Below are 16,234 nucleotides of genomic sequence, written 5' to 3' on the forward strand. Positions count from 1 at the left end.
AGCGTAGTACGCGCGCTCACCTTGTATGCTTATATCCGTGTCCGACCGGACCGGCCGCTGGCCGCCCGCACGCGGATGCCCGCCCTCGTAGCTCAGTGGATAGAGCACGGCTCTCCTAAAGCCGGTGTCGTTGGTTCGATTCCAATCGAGGGCACTTGAACATTCCTGCCCCGGACGAAACCCCGGACACGGGCCCGGGCTTTGACCTCCGCGCCTACCTGCGCGGCTCCTGGTCCGTCGCCCGCACCCTGCTGGACCGCAGCACCGGGATAAGCGGAACCTTCACCGGCGTCGTCCGCTTCACTGCCCTCGACGACGGCGGCCTGTTGTGGCGTGAAGAGGGCACCGTGCAGTGGGAACCCTTGGACGGGGCATCCTTGGGCCGTGCGCCGTTCACCGGCCCGGCGAGCCGGGAATATCTGTTGCAGCCGGCCGACACGCCCGATGTGCTGGACGTGTTTTTCCCTGACGGCCGCCCTTTCCACCGCATGGGCTTCGCCGGGCAGGCCAACCATGACATGCACTGGTGCGACCCTGACACGTACCGCGTGACGTACAAGTTCGTCGGGCCAGACGAATGCGGCTACCGCTGGGACGTCACCGGGCCCGCCAAGGACCAGCTGCTGGAGTCCGTCCTGCAACGGCTGGAAGCAGGACCAGGCCCGGCACCCGACGCATCGCACGGTGCAGCACTCGATGCAGCTCCAGACGCAGCTCAGGACGCAAGGGGCGCGGAGTGAACCCGCGCATCGTCGTTTCGGCCGTCTGCGTCTTTGATCGCTCCGGACGCCTCCTGACCGTGCGCAAACGGGGCACGGACAAGTTCATGCATCCCGGCGGCAAACCCGAGCCGGGCGAAACGGCGGCCCAGGCTGCGGCCCGTGAGCTCCAGGAAGAAGTCGGGATCGTGCTCGCCCCGGACCGGCTGGACCTGCTGGGCTGCTGGCTGGCGGATGCCGCCAACGAGGCGGCCACCCAGATTGAGGCCACCGTCTTCACCGCTCCCGGGGTGTGGAGCGCCCGGCCGTCGGCCGAAATCGCCGAGATCCGCTGGCTGGACCTCGCCGCCGAGCTGCCCGGCGACCTCGCACCACTGCTGACCGACCATGTGCTGCCGGCACTGTCCGCTAAACCGTCAGCGGGCTAGGCCCGGCACCGCACGGGTCCCCAAAAACGGCCCCAGGCGCCGGCCCCAAACGCCGGCCCCAAACGCCGGACCTCAACCACCGCTGCCTCCAAGCACCCCAGCCCAGTTACCCGGGCACAGCCTCCTCGGCGACAGCAGTGGCCTCGGAGAACTGTGTCCGGTACAGCTCCGCATAGCGGCCCTCGGCGGCGAGGAGCTCCCGGTGCGTACCGCGCTCCACGATCGATCCGTCCTCCACCACGAGGATCGCGTCGGCTGCCCGGATCGTCGAGAGCCTGTGCGCGATCACGACGGCGGTGCGGCCTTCCAGCGCGGCGCCCAGCGCCTCCTGGACGGCGGCCTCGTTGGTGGAGTCCAGCGCGGCGGTGGCCTCGTCCAGGATGACCACCCGCGGCTGCGCGATGAGCAGCCGGGCGATCGTCAGGCGTTGCCGCTCGCCGCCGGAGAGCCGGTAGCCGCGCTCCCCCACCACGGTGTCCAGGCCATCGGGCAGGGAACGGATCATGTCTTCGAGCCGGGCACGCCGCAGCGCATCCCACATCTGCTCCTCGGTGGCCTCCGGCCGGGCCAGGCGCAGGTTGGAGGCGATGCTCTCGTGGAACAGGTGACCGTCCTGCGTCACCATGCCAAGCGTGGCGCGCATCGAGTCGAACGTGAGGTCGCGGACGTCCACGTCGGTGCCGGGCGTGGTGCCGCCGAAGCGGATGGCGCCCGAGTCGACGTCGTACAGGCGCGAAAGGAGCTGCGCGATGGTGGACTTGCCCGCTCCCGAGGAGCCGACCAAGGCCACCGTCTGCCCGGGCTCCACCCGGAAGCTGATGCCGTGCAGCACTTCCTCGCCGCCTCGGGTGTCCAGGGTCAGCACATCCTCCAGGGAGGCCAGCGAGACCTTCTCTGCCGAGGGGTAGGCGAAACGGACGTCGTCGAACTCCACCGAGAGCGGACCCGGCGGGGAAGCCACGGCATCCGGCTTCTGCTGGATGAGCGGCTTGAGGTCCAGGATCTCAAAGACGCGCTCGAAGCTGACCAGGGCGCTCATGACTTCCACCCGTGCGCTCGACAGTGCCGTGAGCGGCGCGTACAGGCGGGTGAGCAGCAGCGCGAGCACCACGACGTCGCCCGCGGCCAGTTGCCCGGAGAGTGCCAGCGAGCCACCCAGTCCGTAGACCAGGGCCAGGGCCAGGGCCGAGACCAGCGTCAACGCCGTGACAAAGGTGAACTGCAGCATGGCGGTGCGGACGCCGATGTCCCGGACCCGGCCGGCCCGGAGGGCGAACTCTCGAGATTCCTCGTCTGGGCGGCCGAAGAGCTTGACCAGGGTGGCGCCGGGCGCGGAGAAGCGCTCGGTCATCTGGGTGCCCATGGTGGCGTTGTGTTCGGCGGCTTCGCGCCGCAGATCGGCCAGTTTGGAGCCCATGCGGCGGGCCGGGATCAGGAAGATCGGCAGCAGGATCATGGCGAGCACTGTCACCAGCCACGACTTGTTCAGCATCACCGCAAGGGTCAGCGCCAGGGCCACGACATTGCTGACCACGCCGGAGAGCGTGCCGGCGAAGGCCGACTGCGCACCAATGACATCGTTGTTCAGCCGGCTGACCAGGGCCCCAGTACGCGTCCTCGTGAAGAACGCGATCGGCATCTTCTGGACGTGGTCGAAGACCTTGGTACGCAGGTCCACGATCACGCCTTCGCCGATCGTGGAGGACAGCCAGCGCGTCACGAGGCCCAGCCCCGCCTCTGCCACGGCGACGATGGCGATCAGGACAGCAAGCCAGATCACCGTTCCGGTATCCGCGTGGGCGATGATCTCGTCAACCACCTGCCCGGCTAGGACCGGGGTGGCGACAGCCAGGAACGCCATCACGATGGACAGCAGCACGAAGGCGATCAGTTTGCCGCGGTGGGGGCGGGCAAAACTGAAGACGCGCTTCAGCGTCTCCTTGGAGAACGGCTTGGACCCGCTGGAGGCGCGGGTGATGTTGTAGAGGGAACTCCAGGCGACCCGGTCCATGCTCATTTGGTGTTGCCTTTCGCGGCATCGGAGTGCAGTTCGGTGACGACGCCGTTCGTGACGTTCCAGCGCGCGTCGAGGCGGACGTTTTCCAGCAGCCGGCGGTCGTGGGTGACCAGCAGCAGTGCGCCGTCGTAACTGTCGAGGGCTTCCTCGAGCTGTTCAATGGCCGGCAGGTCGAGGTGGTTGGTGGGTTCGTCCAGCACCAGCAGGTTCACGCCGCGGGCCTGCAGCAGCGCCAGGGCTGCCCGGGTCCGTTCCCCCGGTGAGAGGGAATCGACGGACCGGCCGGTGTGATCGGCTTTGAGGCCGAACTTGGCCAGCAGGGTGCGCACCTCCGCCGGGGTCTGCTCGGTCAGCACGGCTTCGACGGCGTCTGACAGCAACAGCTCGCCGGCCAGCAGGCCACGCGCCTGGTCGATCTCGCCGACGGCCACGGACGCACCCATGGAGGCGTCACCGGAGTCGGGCTGCTGGACGCCGAGCAGGAGCCGGAGCAGGGTGGATTTGCCGGCGCCGTTGGGGCCCGTGATCCCGATCCGCTCCCCCGCGTTCAGCTGCAGGTTCACCGGGCCCAGGGTGAAGCCGCCCTGCTGTGCGACGGCGTCGCGCAGGGTGGCCACGACGGCGCTGGAGCGGGGGGCCGCCCCGATGCTGAACTGCAGCTGCCATTCCTTGCGCGGCTCTTCAACTTCTTCAAGCCGCGCGATGCGGGACTCCATCTGCCGGACCTTCTGGCCCTGCTTCTCGGAGGACTCGGTGCTGGCGGCGCGCCGGATCTTGTCATTGTCCGGGTTTTTCTTCATGGCATTCCGCACGCCCTGGGAGCTCCATTCGCGCTGTGTGCGGGCCCGGGAAACGAGGTCGGCCTTGGTGTTGGCGTATTCCTCGAAGCGTTCCCGGGCGTGCCGGCGGGCCACGGCGCGTTCCTCCAGGTAAGCCTCGTAGCCGCCGTCGTAGACCGCCACCGAGTTCTGGGCGAGGTCCAGTTCCACGATGGTGGTGACGCAGCGTGCCAGGAACTCGCGGTCATGCGAGACCAGGACGGCGCCGCCGCGGAGGCCCTGCACGAAGGCCTCCAGCTTGGCCAGGCCGTTCAGGTCCAGGTCATTGGTGGGTTCGTCCAGGAGCACGATGTCGAACCGGCTCAGCAGCAGGGCGGCGAGCGCCACGCGGGCCGCCTGGCCGCCGGAGAGTCCGGTCATTCCGGCGTCGGGCCCCACCTCGAGGCCAAGGTCCGCCAGGACGGACGGGATGCGGTCCTCCAGGTCGGCGGCGCCGGAGGCCATCCAGCGGTCGAAGGCCAGCGAGTAGGCGTCATCGGAGCCGGGCGCGCCGGAGCCCAGCGCCTCTGCGGTGGACTCCATCTCCAGGGTGGCCTGCGCGCAGCCTGTGCGCCGGGCGATATATTCGCCGACGGTTTCGCCGGCGATCCGTTCGTGTTCCTGCGGCAGCCAGCCCACGAAGGCGTCGGAGGGTGCCAGGCTCACGGTGCCTTCCTGCGGATCGTCGACGCCGGCCAGCAGGCGCAGCAGGGTGGACTTACCGGCACCGTTGGCGCCCACGACGCCGACGACGTCTCCGGGTGCTACGGTCAGGGACAGCTTTGAGAAGAGTGTGCGGTGATCGTGACCACCGGAAAGGTCCTTGGCAACAAGGGTTGCAGTCATTAGTTAATCCTCTCACTGCGGCCCAAACGGACCGCCCCGACGGGCAGAACCCGCCCGTCCCGGCGGCCGAAAACCAGCCGGGCATAGAAGAACCCGCCGGTCCGGACTTGGGGGGTGTACGGACCAGCGGGTTCGACCATTTAGCATAGTTGAATTAGGACCTCACGTAAAATCACAGCCCACACCGCCGCACCGCTTCCACGCCCCGCCTCAATCTCCGCTGCCCCACCGCATGCCAGTAGCCATACTGCCCATCGACTCCGCAGGAAGCCCTAGATGCCACTACCCGCAAAGGCGTTCCAACTCTGGCTTCATCGGGTTGCCCCATCGGCGAGCACAGCCGATATCTGTAGGATCTCCGGGATCAAGCGCACCACCCTTGCCCAGCAGCTAGTGCGCGGGAAAGTGGCCGAATCCACCCTGGTCAGCATCAGCCGGGCCCTGGATTTGAGTCCGCTGGTGGAACTCGGCTCCTTCGACCACTATGCGGACCTCACCGCCGCGCCGCAGCAACCCACCCCGGCCGAACTCGTCAGCCAGGTTGCCACCATGGACCTCTTGCGCGGAGTCATTTCCCGTTCCTCCCCCGCCTACGGAGGCTACGGCGACCACGGCAGCTCCATGACCCCGGCGTTGACACCCGCCCCGCACGCCACTTCCGTCCGGAACTGGGTGGACGCGATTGACGACGGTGAGTTGCGTCACCGGGTTTCGGCTGCCACCGGCGTCGCACCGCAAAATTACTCGGCCCAGCTCACAGCCAACAGGCTCTCCCCCGAACTGGCGGTCGCGACCGCCCGAGCGGCGGGCGTAGGCTTCACGGGCGGGCTCGTCGCCACGGGCTTGATAACAGAGGCTGAGGCCGGCTGGACGCCAGGGGCCAAGCAGGCCGCGTTGGATGCCCTCTCCGATGGAGAACTTAGTGTCCTGGCCGGGGAGCGGCTTCAGGCGCTCGGCAAAGCGCTGCGGCGCCACGAGCAGGAGCAAGCACAAACAGAAAAAATTTGGGAGAACCTCGGATGATCACGACGCTGCAGTGGACCACGCTGGGGGTCTGCAGCGCCGCCACGCTCACCCGCGTGCCCAGCCTCCTCCGAGGCGAAAACCGGTCCCTGTTCGCCATCTTTGCGCTAATGACCTTGGCAATCCTGCTCAGCATCGATGCCCCGTATGAGGCCGTGGACCACGTCCTGGGAGGCCTGAACATCGCCAACCTGGTGCTGCGCTTCATCATTTTCGCCGGCATCTTCTTCCTGGGATTCCGGCTGGCCCGGGGCTTCAGCGCCGACGACGCCCTGCGGCTCATCACCGGCCCTATTGGAATCGTAGTAGCCGCGGGTGCCTCGGCCGCGGTGGCGGCCGTCTTCTTCATGATGGACACTGCCGGCTCCTCGGCCGGGCTGGTGGCCCTGGCCGCCAAGAGTGACCGCAATGCCGCCCTGGTGGAGTATTACGGGGCCGCCGGGCGACTCTACCCGGCGTTCATCACCGTGGCCCTATTTCCGGCCATGGTGCGGACCCTGCGCAGCCGCCTCCCGGTCCTCGTCCGGTCCAGCGCGGCATTGCTCGCGCTGGGCACCGTGGCCATCACCCTGAGCCTGCTCTCTCCGGTCATTCCCCCGTCCCTCGGATTCATGCGGTTCGTCCTGAACTACTCGGCCGTCCTGTGCATCGTCCTGGGACTGTCCCTGATCTGGTTGGCCAAGACGCTTGCTAAGCGGGCGACTAAGAAGCAAGCTGGCATGACCTGACCATCTTGGGGCTGAGCAGGCAAGCGATGTGGGAGAACACGGAATGATTGCAACCCTCCAGTGGGGCACGCTGATCATCTGTACCGTGGTGCTCCTGCTCCGCCTCCCGGATGCGATCCGGGGGCGCAACAGGACCGTTTTCTGGATACTGTTTCTCGCCACCCTGTGCAGCCTGCTCTCGGTGCCCGGCCCCTACGTGGCGATCGACGCCGCGCTGGGCGGATGGAACCTCACCCACCTGATCTTGCGTTTCCTCGTGTTCGCCGCCGTCCTGCTGGTCGGTTTGCGCGTGGCGCAGGGACTGACAGACGAGCGCGGCTACCACCTCATCGCGGGGCCGCCCGGACGCTGGGCCCTGGCGGTCAGTGCTGCCGCCGTGGCCCTGACCTTCTTCCTCATGGACACCCGCGGGTCCTCGGCCGGCATGCTCGGCATCACGGACAACGGTGGACGCAACGCCGTCCTGGCGCCGTTCTATGCCGCGGCAGGGCGCACTTATCCTGCCTTCGTTTCCCTCGCACTGCTGCCGGCATTGCTGGCCACCACTAGGAGCCAGTTGCCGCGGCTGGTGCGTGCCGCAGCCTTCCTGACATGCCTCGGCGCCATCGCCACCACTTTGAGCCTCCCCGCCTCCTTCGGCCCCGAAACCTGGCTCCTCGCGCAGCAGACCGTCAACTATTTGGCCGTCGTGGGCTATGTCCTGGGCCTCGGTCTGTTCTGGGCTTCCGGGCTCGCCGCCAAGAAAACTGGCAACAATGGCGCAACATTACGCAAGAACCAGCGATAGGCATTCACAAAATCATTAGACCGTGAAAGAATCATGAATGTGTGAAAGCGGCAATCGCTTCGTGTACGGAAGTCAGCCGTGCGAGGCAGAGGCAGCCGTCCAAGCGCCATTGGGGGGATGAGTGGTAGCGGTCCGCAAGGACCGCTCCCACTCAGCCTGTTTAAGGGAGTTTCAGGTTTTACCCTCGGGTGTTGTCCCGGCGGGTGTTGTCCCGGCGGGTGTTGTCCCGGCGGGTGTTGTCCCTGCGGGAGGTCGGGACAGTCGGCCCCCAGCCGTCAGCGGACAAACCGAAGCGTGACCAGCTGGAACGGCCGCAGCGTGAGCTCGGCGGAGTCGGGGCCTGCCGTCACGCCCGGGGCGTCGACGGGCCGTTCCAACAGGTCCACGGCGTGCAGCCCGCGGACCGGGAAATTAGCCTTCAGGAGACCTGTTGAGCGCTCTCCCAGCGATTCGTACAGCCGGACAATCACGTCGCCGGAGCCGTCTTCAGCGAGTTTGACCGCTTCAACCACGAGGGCCCGGTTGACCACGGTTACCAGCGGCTCCACACCGTGGGCCCCCTGCACCACCCGCGGGGCCAGATTGGTGCGGTAGCCCTCCTCGACGGCGTCCGCGATGGTGGCGCCCGGGCGGATCGTGACGCGAAGCTCGTGCCTGCCCTGGTCCGCGGACGGATCCGGGAACTGCGGGGCCCGCAGGAGCGAAAGCCGCACTGTGGTGGTGGTCCCGCCGTCGTCCTCCCGGACGTTGCGGGTGACGTCGTGGCCGTAGCTGGAAGCGTTGGAGATGGCCACCCCGTAGCCGGGCTCGGCGACGTGGATCCAGCGGTGGGCGCAGATCTCGAATTTCGCAGCTTCCCAGGATGTGTTGACATGGGTGGGGCGGAACACGTGCCCAAACTGCGTCTCTGCCGCCGAGCGGTCTGCTTTGACGTCCAAGGCAAATCCCAGCTTGAGCAGTTTTTCTCTCTCCTGCCAGTCCACCTCAGTGGTGATCGCGAGCGAGTCGGCGCCCGCCGCGAGTGTTATCCGTTGGGTCAGAGGCGAGGAGCCTGCCATCCGCTCCACCACCACGACGGCGTCGGGGCTTTCCGCTCGAGGGTCGCGCTCCAGCGTCACCGAATGCGCCCCGACCAGTCGGACAACGTTCCTGCGGTAGAAGGCGTCGATGTCCCACGCATCCCATTCATTCGGGGTGTCCCGGTGGAGCTCCAGGAGGTTGCCGAACTCACCGGGAGCAATCGCCTCGCGTCCCGTGGCACGGTCTGTGAGCGAGGCCAGCAGTCCGTTGGCATCCACCACTGCCCGGATGATGCCGTTGTCCAGGATGTAGCCGCCGTCCGCTTCGGTGACCTCTACCGGCTGCCCGGGCCGGACCGGCTCCGCAACGGCCAGGGCAGGCACGCCCCGGCGCTCCTGCGGGGCAGCGTTGAGGAGGAACTCCCGGCTGCCGGTGCCGAGCGCCGCAGCCGCAGCGTCGGCGATGATCGCTTCAAGACCCCGTTCGACGGCGGCGTAGTTCCGTTCGGCGTCCTGGTGGACCCATGCGATGGAACTTCCAGGCAGGATGTCATGGAACTGCTGCAGCAGGACCAGTTGCCAGAGGCGCTTGAGCTCCGCCGCCGGGTAGTTGTGCCCGGCACGCACTGCCGCGGTGGCGCACCAGAGTTCTGCCTCCCGGAGAAGGTGCTCGCTGCGCCGGTTTCCCAGCTTGGTCCTGGCCTGGCTGGTGTAGGTGCCGCGGTGCAGTTCCAGGTACATCTCCCCCACCCAGACCGGCAGGGGCTCATACTCGGCCTGGGCCTGGCCAAAGAAGCTGGCTGCCGAGCCGAGCCGCACCTTCGGGGCCCCCTCCAGGTCCGCCGTGCGCTGTGCCGCGGCCAGCATCTCGCGTGTTGGCCCGCCGCCGCCATCGCCGTAGCCGAACGGAACCAGCGAGGTGCCTCCGCGGCCGTGGTCCCGGTAGTTCCGTTCTGCGTGCGCCAGGTCCCGGGCACCGAGATCGGAGTTGTAGGTGTCCACCGGCGGGAAATGGGTGAAGATACGGGTGCCGTCGATTCCCTCCCAGTTGAAGGTGTGGTGGGGCATCTTGTTGACCTGGTTCCATGAGATCTTCTGCGTCAGGAACCAGCGGCTGCCCGCGGACTTGATGATCTGCGGCAGCGCCGCGGAATACCCGAACGTGTCCGGGAGCCACGCTTCCTCGCATTCCACCCCGAATTCGGCCAGGAAAAAGCTCTTGCCCTCGAGGAACTGCCGTGCCATGGCCTCGCCGCCGGGCATGTTGGAGTCTGATTCGACCCACATCCCGCCGACGGGAACGAACTGTCCGGCGCGGACCTTGTCCCGGATGCGCCCGAAGAGTTCCGGATAGTACTCTTTCATCCACGCGAGCTGTTGGGCCGAGGAACACGAAAAAATGAAATCGGGATGCTCGTCCATCAGCGCGACGACGTTGGAGAACGTCCGGGCGCACTTGCGGATTGTTTCCCGTACCGGCCACAACCAGGCCGAATCGATGTGGGCGTGGCCCGTGGCCACGAGTTGGTGCGCCGAGGCGTAGGCCGGCCGGGACAGAACGTCGGTGAGGGCCGTCCGTCCGGCCTCTGCGGTACCGGCAACGTCGTCGGGGTCCATGATGTCCAGCATGCGTTCGAGCGCCCGCAGGATTTCGTGGCGGCGGGGCAGCTCCATGGGCAGCTCGTGCATCAGCCCGGCCAGGGTGAGGATGTCCTGCTGCAGTTCCCAGACGGTCTGCTTGCGTTCGGCGATGGCGATCCGGCCGAGCCGGTATTTCGGTTCATTGCCCGACGTCGCTTTGTCGCCGTAGGGGGTGGCGGCGAAGGTCCAGTTCTGGGACAGGTCGGGGTTGGCCGCGGCTTCGACGTAGAAGTCGACCGCCATGCCCGAGCCCAGGAGCTTGAGCGGGATGTACTGGTTCCGTGGCGAAATGGCCTTGATGATGGTCCCGTCGGACCGCCAGGCGATGCCTTCGCACTGGAAGCCCGGGAGATCGCCCCTGAAACCCAGGTCAACGAGGATTTCCACCGACGTGCCAGCTGTGGTTCCCCAACCCTCCGGCACCTCACCCCGGAGCCGGAGCCACTTGGTGCTCCAGGGCCGGCCCCACGCCGCGCCGTGTTCCTGCGCCGTGAAATCCTGCCGCAGGGCCTCCAGCGCCGGCACGGGTTCGTCCGGCGCGTCCCAGCTGCTCAGGGTCAACGGGATGCTGCGCGGGTAGACGGCCGGGGCGATGCGGTCACGCAGAAAGCGGTCCAGCCGGACTTCCGTAAGACGGCGGTCGTCGTGCAATGTGATCCTCTTCAGCGCTGGTGGTCCGATTGGCTCCAATCGATGGATAAAACTTACGCCGTGGGGAACCTGTTGGCCAAGTGTTGCCGTTAGCCGGCCGCGGGGGCCGGAACCGCGACGCGCTGCTGGCCAGCGTAGACGTTTAGGCTGGTCCGGCGGCTGAAGCCGGCCAGTGTCATACCGCTGGCGTCGGCCAGCTCGACGGCCAGGCTGGAGGGGGCACTGACGGCGGCAAGGACCGGAATTCCGGCGAGGGCCGCCTTTTGGACGAGCTCGAACGATGCCCTGCCGGACACCTGTAGCACGGTGCCCCGGAGCGGCAGCAGGCCTTCGCGGAGCGCCCAGCCCACCACCTTGTCCACCGCGTTGTGCCGTCCGACGTCTTCGCGCAGGCACAGCAGCTCGGCCGAGCCGTCGTCGGAAATCCTGAAGAGTCCGGCGGCGTGCACGCCACCGGTGACGTCAAAGACCTCCTGGGCGGACCTGAGGGTGTCCGGGAGGGCCGCGAGCGTTTCCACCGGAACTGTCAACGGATCCTGTGCCGGGCTGTAGTGCGAGGACTTGCGCACGGCATCGATCGAGTCCGTCCCGCATATCCCGCAGGAACTGGAGGTAAAGACGTTTCGTCCGGTCTCAGGCCGGACGACGTCGGGCCGGAGTTGAGCCTCCACGACGTTGAAGGTTTGAATGCCGTCGGCGTCTTCGCCGGCGCAGAACCTGAGCGAGACCAGCTGTTCGGGGGCCCAGATGATCCCTTCTGAGACGAGGAACCCTGCGACGAGGTCGAAGTCATTGCCCGGCGTCCGCATGGTGACGGAAAAAGACATATTTCCTAGCCGGATTTCCAGCGGTTCCTCGACGGCGAGGACGTCTTCCCGGTGCCGGACCGGGAATTCGAGGGCCTGCGGGGACCCGTCGAGGACGATCTTGTGCACTTTGCGGCGCTGCGTGACACGGCCCATCCGGTGCTCCTATGCAACATGTTGTGCGGTTGTGGTGATTCTTTGGCTGGTTCCATCATTGTAAGTGCCTGATCCTGAAGCCAGCGCAGCGGGCCAGAGCTCCACCAGAGTTCAACCAGAGTTCAACCTGGGCTCAGCCCAGGAGGGCGCTCCAGTCCACCGGCCCGTCGCTGGCCGTGGTCTTCCTGGCGGTCCGCTTCGCCGCCGGCTTCTGCGCGGCGGGCGCGGGCGCAGGGTCAGGCAGCGGCGCACCCCACGGGAGTGCGAAGGCGGGGACCAGTTCCCCCAGCTGCACGCCGTGGGGCGGGACAACCAGCACGCCGTCGGCGGCGGCCAAGCCCCGCATCATGCCCGGGCCGGTGTGCTGCGCCGGCGACGCCATCCCATAGAGCAGCCGGAAGGGCATGAGCCGCGTCCGGCCCGGATCGGCGTCAATCGTCGAGCCGCAGGGCACCTCGCTGAGTGGTGGGATGGGCCCGTGCCCCAAGGCCGCGAGGAGCGGGGCTCCGATCGTGGACAGTGCCATCATGGCCGCTAGCGGGTTTCCCGGTAGGCCGAGAATGTACCGGCCGTCCGGCAGTTCGGCCAGCACGGCGGGGTGGCCCGGGCGCATGGCCACCCCGTCGATCAGCAGGCGGCCGCCGAGCTCGGCGACCGAACGCCGGAGGTGGTCCGTTCCGGAGCGGCCGGTGCCGCCGGTGGTGATGACGACGTCGGCAGGCAGGCTCTCTGCGGCAGGATCTGTATCCTCGAGCGCGGCGAGCCATTCGGCGTAGGTGTCGCCGATTTTCACTTCCTCGGTGCAGATCCCGCCGAGCATTCCCACCACGGCTGCCAGTTGGGGTCCGAAGGTGTCCCGAACCTGACCGGGAGCCGGCATCCCGGACGTCACGACCTCCGAGCCGGTGAGGACGAGCCGCACCACGGCCCTGCCGAGCACCGGAAGGGTGTCGCTTCCGGCCAGCGCGGCGAGAGCCAGATGCGCGGGATTCAGGACGGTGCCACCTCTAATCAGGAGGTCTCCGGCGGCGGCTTCCTCCCCCGCTTTCCTGATGTGGTCCCCGTTCCGAGGGTCGCCGGGTTTCGCGGAGCCGCCCAGTTTCAGGACGGGCAGGCCGTCCTCGTCGGCGTCGATGACGCCGCTTTCGCTGCGCAGCACCGCCTTGGCCCCGGCCGGAATGAGGCCGCCGGTGGCAATCGGGCTTGCCTGATGGGGTGCCAGCCTCTGGGTGGGTTCGGCCAGGATCCAGGGACCGCTGCCGTTGACCGCCCAGCCGTCCATGGCAGAGGAGGCGTAATGGGGCATGTCCTGCAGGGCAACGACGTCCGCGGCGAGGGTCCGGCCCAGCGCCTGCCGGAGCGGGACGGGGGCGGCCGGGATGGGAGCGGCACAGTCGAACGCGAGTTGCCGGGCCTCCTGCCACGTGTGGGCCAGGTGCCTGTGCGGCTCCTCTGACTCGTCGTCGTCGACTGTGTCCTGGCCAGTATCCGCCGCGTCCGGGTCCCCTGCATCCTGGTCCGTCGTGTCCTGGCCGGCAGTGTACCCCTCCGCGATGTCCGGATCCGTCTGGATGCCGGGGCCTATGGGGCCGTCTTCGAGGCCGCCTCGGACCCCATCTCTGACTCCATTTCCGCCTGCATCTCCACCGCCATCTCTGACTGCATCACCCCCTGCGGCGGCGAGGGGTCCGCTGCCGTCCGGGGCCGTATCCGTCATGCCCCGGAAGCTTCGGCGGCTGCGTAGTCTTTGGCGAGCCGGCGCGCCACGGCCATCGCGGCCTCCATGGACACCGAATCCGTGGCCTGCCCCGAGCCGGAGGCCAGACCGGCGGCAAAGCCGGCAATGAATGTGGTCAGCGGCGCCGCCGGGCGCACCACGGAGTGGGCGGCCACCCCGGCCAAGGCGAGAACCTCGTTCACGTCAATCTCAACGTCTTCCAGCTCCAGGGCCTGGAGCAGGGCACGGCACCAGTCTTCAAGCGTTTCATCCTGGCTCTTCACCGTTTGCCTCCATGGTCGAGTTCAGCTGCGGAGTTCCAGACCGGGGCCCGGACCGTGGTCTGGAATCCTCCCGGATACCCCCAATGCGGACGCGTCATCCCAGGTGTCAACATCATCTGTGGAACCGGGGGGAACGCGAACTTCCCGCACGTCCAGCCTAGCAAGAAGGGCGAAGACAGACGCGTTTTCCAGGCCGCTCCTGCCCGCGGCGTCCACGACGCAACGTTGTAGCACGGCCGTGCCATAAAACCCTGCGAGTGGTTGCTTCCGGCCGTCGGCCGAGACGGCCATGACCCCGTCGCTGCCTTCCCGTTCTGGCGCCCGTTCCGGCGCCCGTTCCGGCGCGACTGCGGCAGAGGCGGCCAGCGGTTCGCCCAGTGCTGCGGCCAGGGCGCGGACCGCCTCGGCCGAGCGCGGCATGTCACAGGCAAGAACCAGGGTGAACGGTGACGGTGCGGCTGCTTGGTCCCCGCCGGCCTGGTGGGCGGCCAGCGCGGCCAGGCCCGCGGCGATGGCCGCGGCGGGCCCCGCGAAGGGCGGGTCTTCCCTGCAGGTCAGCACGCCTTCGGGCAGGTCGCCGGGGTCGGGCCCGACGACGACGATGCGTCCCGCAGCGCCCGCGGCGCGCAGTGACCGCTCAAGGAGGGTTGCGCCGTCGTAGATCAGCCCGGATTTGGGCACGCCGCCCAGGCGGGAGGACCGCCCCCCGGCGAGAATGATGGCATCGAATTCCACCGGTTCAGCCTAGCGCGGCGCCCGCTGCCGGCAAATGAGGCGTGGCGGGCCCCTCAGACGTTCAGGCGGCAGTACGGGCAACACAGTTCAGGGAGCTGGGTCAGGGAACAACTGTTCAGGCAGCTGATTCAGGCAGCAGGAACGGATCCCAGGCCGGCGTCGGCTTCTCGAGTTCTTTGATCTGCCAGATGGCGCCCTTGGGTGGGCCCGGAACAAACCCAAGCTTCCAGCCCATCTCCGCTGGCGTGTGGTCGCTCTTGGCGTTGTTGCACCGCAGGCACGCCGCCACCAGGTTCTCCCAGGAATCGGCCCCGCCCCGGGATTTTGGCTGGACGTGGTCGATGGTGTGGGCAGCCTTGCCGCAGTAGGCGCAGCGGTGGGCATCGCGTCGGAGCACACCGCGACGGCTCACCGTTGTCATGGTGTTGTATCTCGGCCGGATGTAGCGGTTGAGCAGGATCACGGACGGGCGGCCCAGAATGTCCTGGGGTCCGACAACGGGGTCGTCCCCTTCGGCCACCACGCTGGCCTTTCCGGTGAGGACAAGGACGAGCGCCCGGCGGAAGGTGATGACCGCCAGGGGTTCATATCCAGCATTCAGAACGAGAGTGCGCATCCGCATACCTCTTCACGGCCGCACCCGCCAGCGGCACGAGGGCCGGCTGCCCTCTGCATGGTCGGGCTATGGATCGATTACACAAGAGTAAACACTCGGGTGCCGGATCACCGAATATTTTTTCGTCGGTGATGTCCTCAGCGCGGAAAGTTCACTGCACGGCAACGCAAAAGACCCCCGCCAACAGGCGGGGGTCTTTCGAAGGTGCTGCGGGTCTTACTTAGCCGCCGACGCGGATGAAGACCGGGCCGGAGCCGACGTTTACGCTGTACAGCGCGGTGGTGCCGCCGTTCCAGCCGCCGTGGACTGCCATGCCGTTGCCGACGTAAACCGCGATGTGAGCCATGCCCACGCCGCCGTTCTGGTAGTAGGCGAGGTCGCCCGGGCGTGCCTCGGCAGCGCTGACGGTGCGGCCGAGGGACAGGTAGCCTGCCGGCCAGCCGTGGTAGTGGATGCCGGCCGCGGCCAGGGCGTTGGTGGCGAGGGCGGTGCAGTCCTGCGCCACGCCGAGCTGTGCGTAGGCAGCGGCAGCGATGGTCGCGCCGGCGCCGCTTCCGATGCCGGCGGGAGCCTGGGCAGCGACGCCGCCGCTGACGCCCAGCGCGGTGCCACCGGCGCGGGTGGCAGTGGAGTCCTGGACCTTCACGACGGGCTTGGGAGCCTCGACGACCGGAGCCGGCGACGTGGTCACAGCGGGCTTCTCGTAGGAGATCGCGATGGTGGACGCGGCCGAGATGGTGGCCGGAGCAGCGGACTGGACTTCCAGGGCCGAAGCGGAGGTGGATTCGCGCTGAACATTGGTCTCAGCAGCGTTGGCTGCGATTCCGCTGGTCAGAACCAGACCGGAGGCTGCGGCGATGACCGCGGCCTGACGGCCCATGCCGCCGGCGTTGTCGCCGACAGCCTTGGCAATAACAGCCAGCGAGTTGGTCTTGGTGACCTCGGCGCGGTGCCGTGCAACGGTTGCACGAGTAGTCATTAAGTTCTCTCTTTCGTGATCCTTGGACCGCGCGCTTTCGGGCACGGTTTGAGGACGCTCCGGCATCTTGGGGGTACGCCGGATCGCCCCGAAATGGGTTACTTAGCGAAGGGTGTACTGCGAAGACGCGCCAAAAGCGGAAACTGCATGCGGTCCGGACTCGGTAGAGATTGAGCCTGCGGAACGTGATCCAATCCGGGCGCCGACAAGGGCGGCACGTGATGTGGATTCCAGCGGGCTCGAAAGAACCTCGCCGGTGCGCAT

General features: G+C 67.6%; 14 protein-coding genes and 1 tRNA gene. 6 read left to right on the forward strand and 9 right to left on the reverse strand.

Annotated elements, in window-relative coordinates; translation table 11 throughout:
• Positions 1-81: 81 nt before the first annotated feature.
• The 3 genes from AC1DKQ_RS11415 (at position 82) to AC1DKQ_RS11425 (ending at position 1,147) form a co-directional block, all read left to right on the forward strand.
• Positions 82-154: transfer RNA gene (locus tag AC1DKQ_RS11415), tRNA-Arg, on the forward strand.
• Between the two features lies 1 nt (position 155).
• Positions 156-740, forward strand: a complete 585-nt coding sequence (locus AC1DKQ_RS11420) for a DUF6314 family protein (RefSeq protein WP_476919043.1) — start codon at positions 156-158, stop codon at positions 738-740.
• The gene (locus tag AC1DKQ_RS11425; protein WP_090582659.1) at positions 737-1,147 is read left to right on the forward strand and encodes an NUDIX hydrolase; all 411 of its coding nucleotides are present in this window, start codon (positions 737-739) and stop codon (positions 1,145-1,147) included. The genes AC1DKQ_RS11420 and AC1DKQ_RS11425 overlap by 4 nt, the downstream gene beginning before the upstream one ends.
• A 106-nt stretch (positions 1,148-1,253) precedes the next feature.
• On the opposite strand, the gene AC1DKQ_RS11430 is transcribed toward AC1DKQ_RS11425, so the two are convergent.
• Complete coding sequence (locus tag AC1DKQ_RS11430) at positions 1,254-3,164, reverse strand: ABC transporter ATP-binding protein (protein ID WP_476919044.1); 1,911 nt, start codon at positions 3,162-3,164, stop codon at positions 1,254-1,256.
• Positions 3,161-4,828 (reverse strand): ABC-F family ATP-binding cassette domain-containing protein, encoded by a 1,668-nt coding sequence (locus AC1DKQ_RS11435; protein WP_476919045.1) that lies wholly within the window; start codon positions 4,826-4,828, stop codon positions 3,161-3,163. Before AC1DKQ_RS11435 ends, AC1DKQ_RS11430 begins: the two co-directional genes overlap by 4 nt.
• Positions 4,829-5,104: 276 nt before the next feature.
• Here AC1DKQ_RS11435 and AC1DKQ_RS11440 point away from each other — a divergent pair, with 276 nt between their 5' ends.
• Genes AC1DKQ_RS11440 through AC1DKQ_RS11450 form a run of 3 tightly spaced genes read left to right on the forward strand, consistent with a single transcriptional unit; the run spans position 5,105 to position 7,366 of the window.
• A complete protein-coding gene (locus AC1DKQ_RS11440; protein ID WP_476885013.1) occupies positions 5,105-5,851 on the forward strand; it encodes a hypothetical protein in 747 nt (248 codons plus the stop codon).
• Complete coding sequence (locus AC1DKQ_RS11445; protein WP_476919046.1) at positions 5,848-6,579, forward strand: hypothetical protein; 732 nt, start codon at positions 5,848-5,850, stop codon at positions 6,577-6,579. The genes AC1DKQ_RS11440 and AC1DKQ_RS11445 overlap by 4 nt, the downstream gene beginning before the upstream one ends.
• Positions 6,580-6,622: 43 nt before the next feature.
• Positions 6,623-7,366: a hypothetical protein gene (locus AC1DKQ_RS11450; protein WP_476919047.1), complete on the forward strand. Its 744-nt coding sequence runs from the start codon at positions 6,623-6,625 to the stop codon at positions 7,364-7,366.
• A gap of 275 nt (positions 7,367-7,641) precedes the next feature.
• Here AC1DKQ_RS11450 and AC1DKQ_RS11455 read toward each other — a convergent pair whose 3' ends face one another.
• The 7 genes from AC1DKQ_RS11455 to AC1DKQ_RS11485 all read right to left on the reverse strand — a co-directional run bounded on the left by AC1DKQ_RS11455 (position 7,642) and on the right by AC1DKQ_RS11485 (position 15,970).
• Complete coding sequence (locus AC1DKQ_RS11455; RefSeq protein ID WP_476919048.1) at positions 7,642-10,677, reverse strand: alpha-mannosidase; 3,036 nt, start codon at positions 10,675-10,677, stop codon at positions 7,642-7,644.
• Positions 10,678-10,766: 89 nt separating this feature from the next.
• Positions 10,767-11,639, reverse strand: a complete 873-nt coding sequence (fdhD, locus tag AC1DKQ_RS11460; protein ID WP_476885017.1) for a formate dehydrogenase accessory sulfurtransferase FdhD — start codon at positions 11,637-11,639, stop codon at positions 10,767-10,769.
• A gap of 133 nt (positions 11,640-11,772) precedes the next feature.
• Positions 11,773-13,356 carry a molybdopterin molybdotransferase MoeA gene (locus AC1DKQ_RS11465; protein ID WP_476919049.1) on the reverse strand — a complete coding sequence of 528 codons (1,584 nt, stop codon included), beginning with the start codon at positions 13,354-13,356 and terminating at the stop codon, positions 11,773-11,775.
• The gene (locus AC1DKQ_RS11470) at positions 13,353-13,640 is read right to left on the reverse strand and encodes a DUF6457 domain-containing protein (protein WP_091563988.1); all 288 of its coding nucleotides are present in this window, start codon (positions 13,638-13,640) and stop codon (positions 13,353-13,355) included. Before AC1DKQ_RS11470 ends, AC1DKQ_RS11465 begins: the two co-directional genes overlap by 4 nt.
• A 21-nt stretch (positions 13,641-13,661) precedes the next feature.
• Positions 13,662-14,375 carry a molybdenum cofactor guanylyltransferase gene (gene mobA, locus AC1DKQ_RS11475; RefSeq protein ID WP_476919050.1) on the reverse strand — a complete coding sequence of 238 codons (714 nt, stop codon included), beginning with the start codon at positions 14,373-14,375 and terminating at the stop codon, positions 13,662-13,664.
• 115 nt (positions 14,376-14,490) lie between these two features.
• The gene (locus AC1DKQ_RS11480) at positions 14,491-14,991 is read right to left on the reverse strand and encodes an HNH endonuclease (protein ID WP_476885021.1); all 501 of its coding nucleotides are present in this window, start codon (positions 14,989-14,991) and stop codon (positions 14,491-14,493) included.
• Between the two features lie 220 nt (positions 14,992-15,211).
• Entirely contained in the window at positions 15,212-15,970 is a 759-nt protein-coding gene (locus AC1DKQ_RS11485; protein ID WP_476885022.1) for an NlpC/P60 family protein, read from the reverse strand.
• Positions 15,971-16,234 lie beyond the last annotated feature (264 nt).

It is taken from the genome of Arthrobacter sp. 05L421, from assembly GCF_056397785.1.

Bases quoted from the DNA above. Each gene is read 5' to 3' on its own strand.
- AC1DKQ_RS11450 (WP_476919047.1), top strand. From the start codon at position 6,623: ATGATTGCAACCCTCCAGTGGGGCACGCTGATCATCTGTACCGTGGTG.
- AC1DKQ_RS11485 (WP_476885022.1), bottom strand. From the start codon at position 15,970: ATGACTACTCGTGCAACCGTTGCACGGCACCGCGCCGAGGTCACCAAG.
- AC1DKQ_RS11445 (WP_476919046.1), top strand. From the start codon at position 5,848: ATGATCACGACGCTGCAGTGGACCACGCTGGGGGTCTGCAGCGCCGCC.
- AC1DKQ_RS11480 (WP_476885021.1), bottom strand. From the start codon at position 14,991: ATGCGCACTCTCGTTCTGAATGCTGGATATGAACCCCTGGCGGTCATC.
- fdhD (WP_476885017.1), bottom strand. From the start codon at position 11,639: ATGGGCCGTGTCACGCAGCGCCGCAAAGTGCACAAGATCGTCCTCGAC.
- AC1DKQ_RS11440 (WP_476885013.1), top strand. From the start codon at position 5,105: ATGCCACTACCCGCAAAGGCGTTCCAACTCTGGCTTCATCGGGTTGCC.
- AC1DKQ_RS11430 (WP_476919044.1), bottom strand. From the start codon at position 3,164: ATGAGCATGGACCGGGTCGCCTGGAGTTCCCTCTACAACATCACCCGC.
- AC1DKQ_RS11465 (WP_476919049.1), bottom strand. From the start codon at position 13,356: ATGACGGATACGGCCCCGGACGGCAGCGGACCCCTCGCCGCCGCAGGG.
- AC1DKQ_RS11435 (WP_476919045.1), bottom strand. From the start codon at position 4,828: ATGACTGCAACCCTTGTTGCCAAGGACCTTTCCGGTGGTCACGATCAC.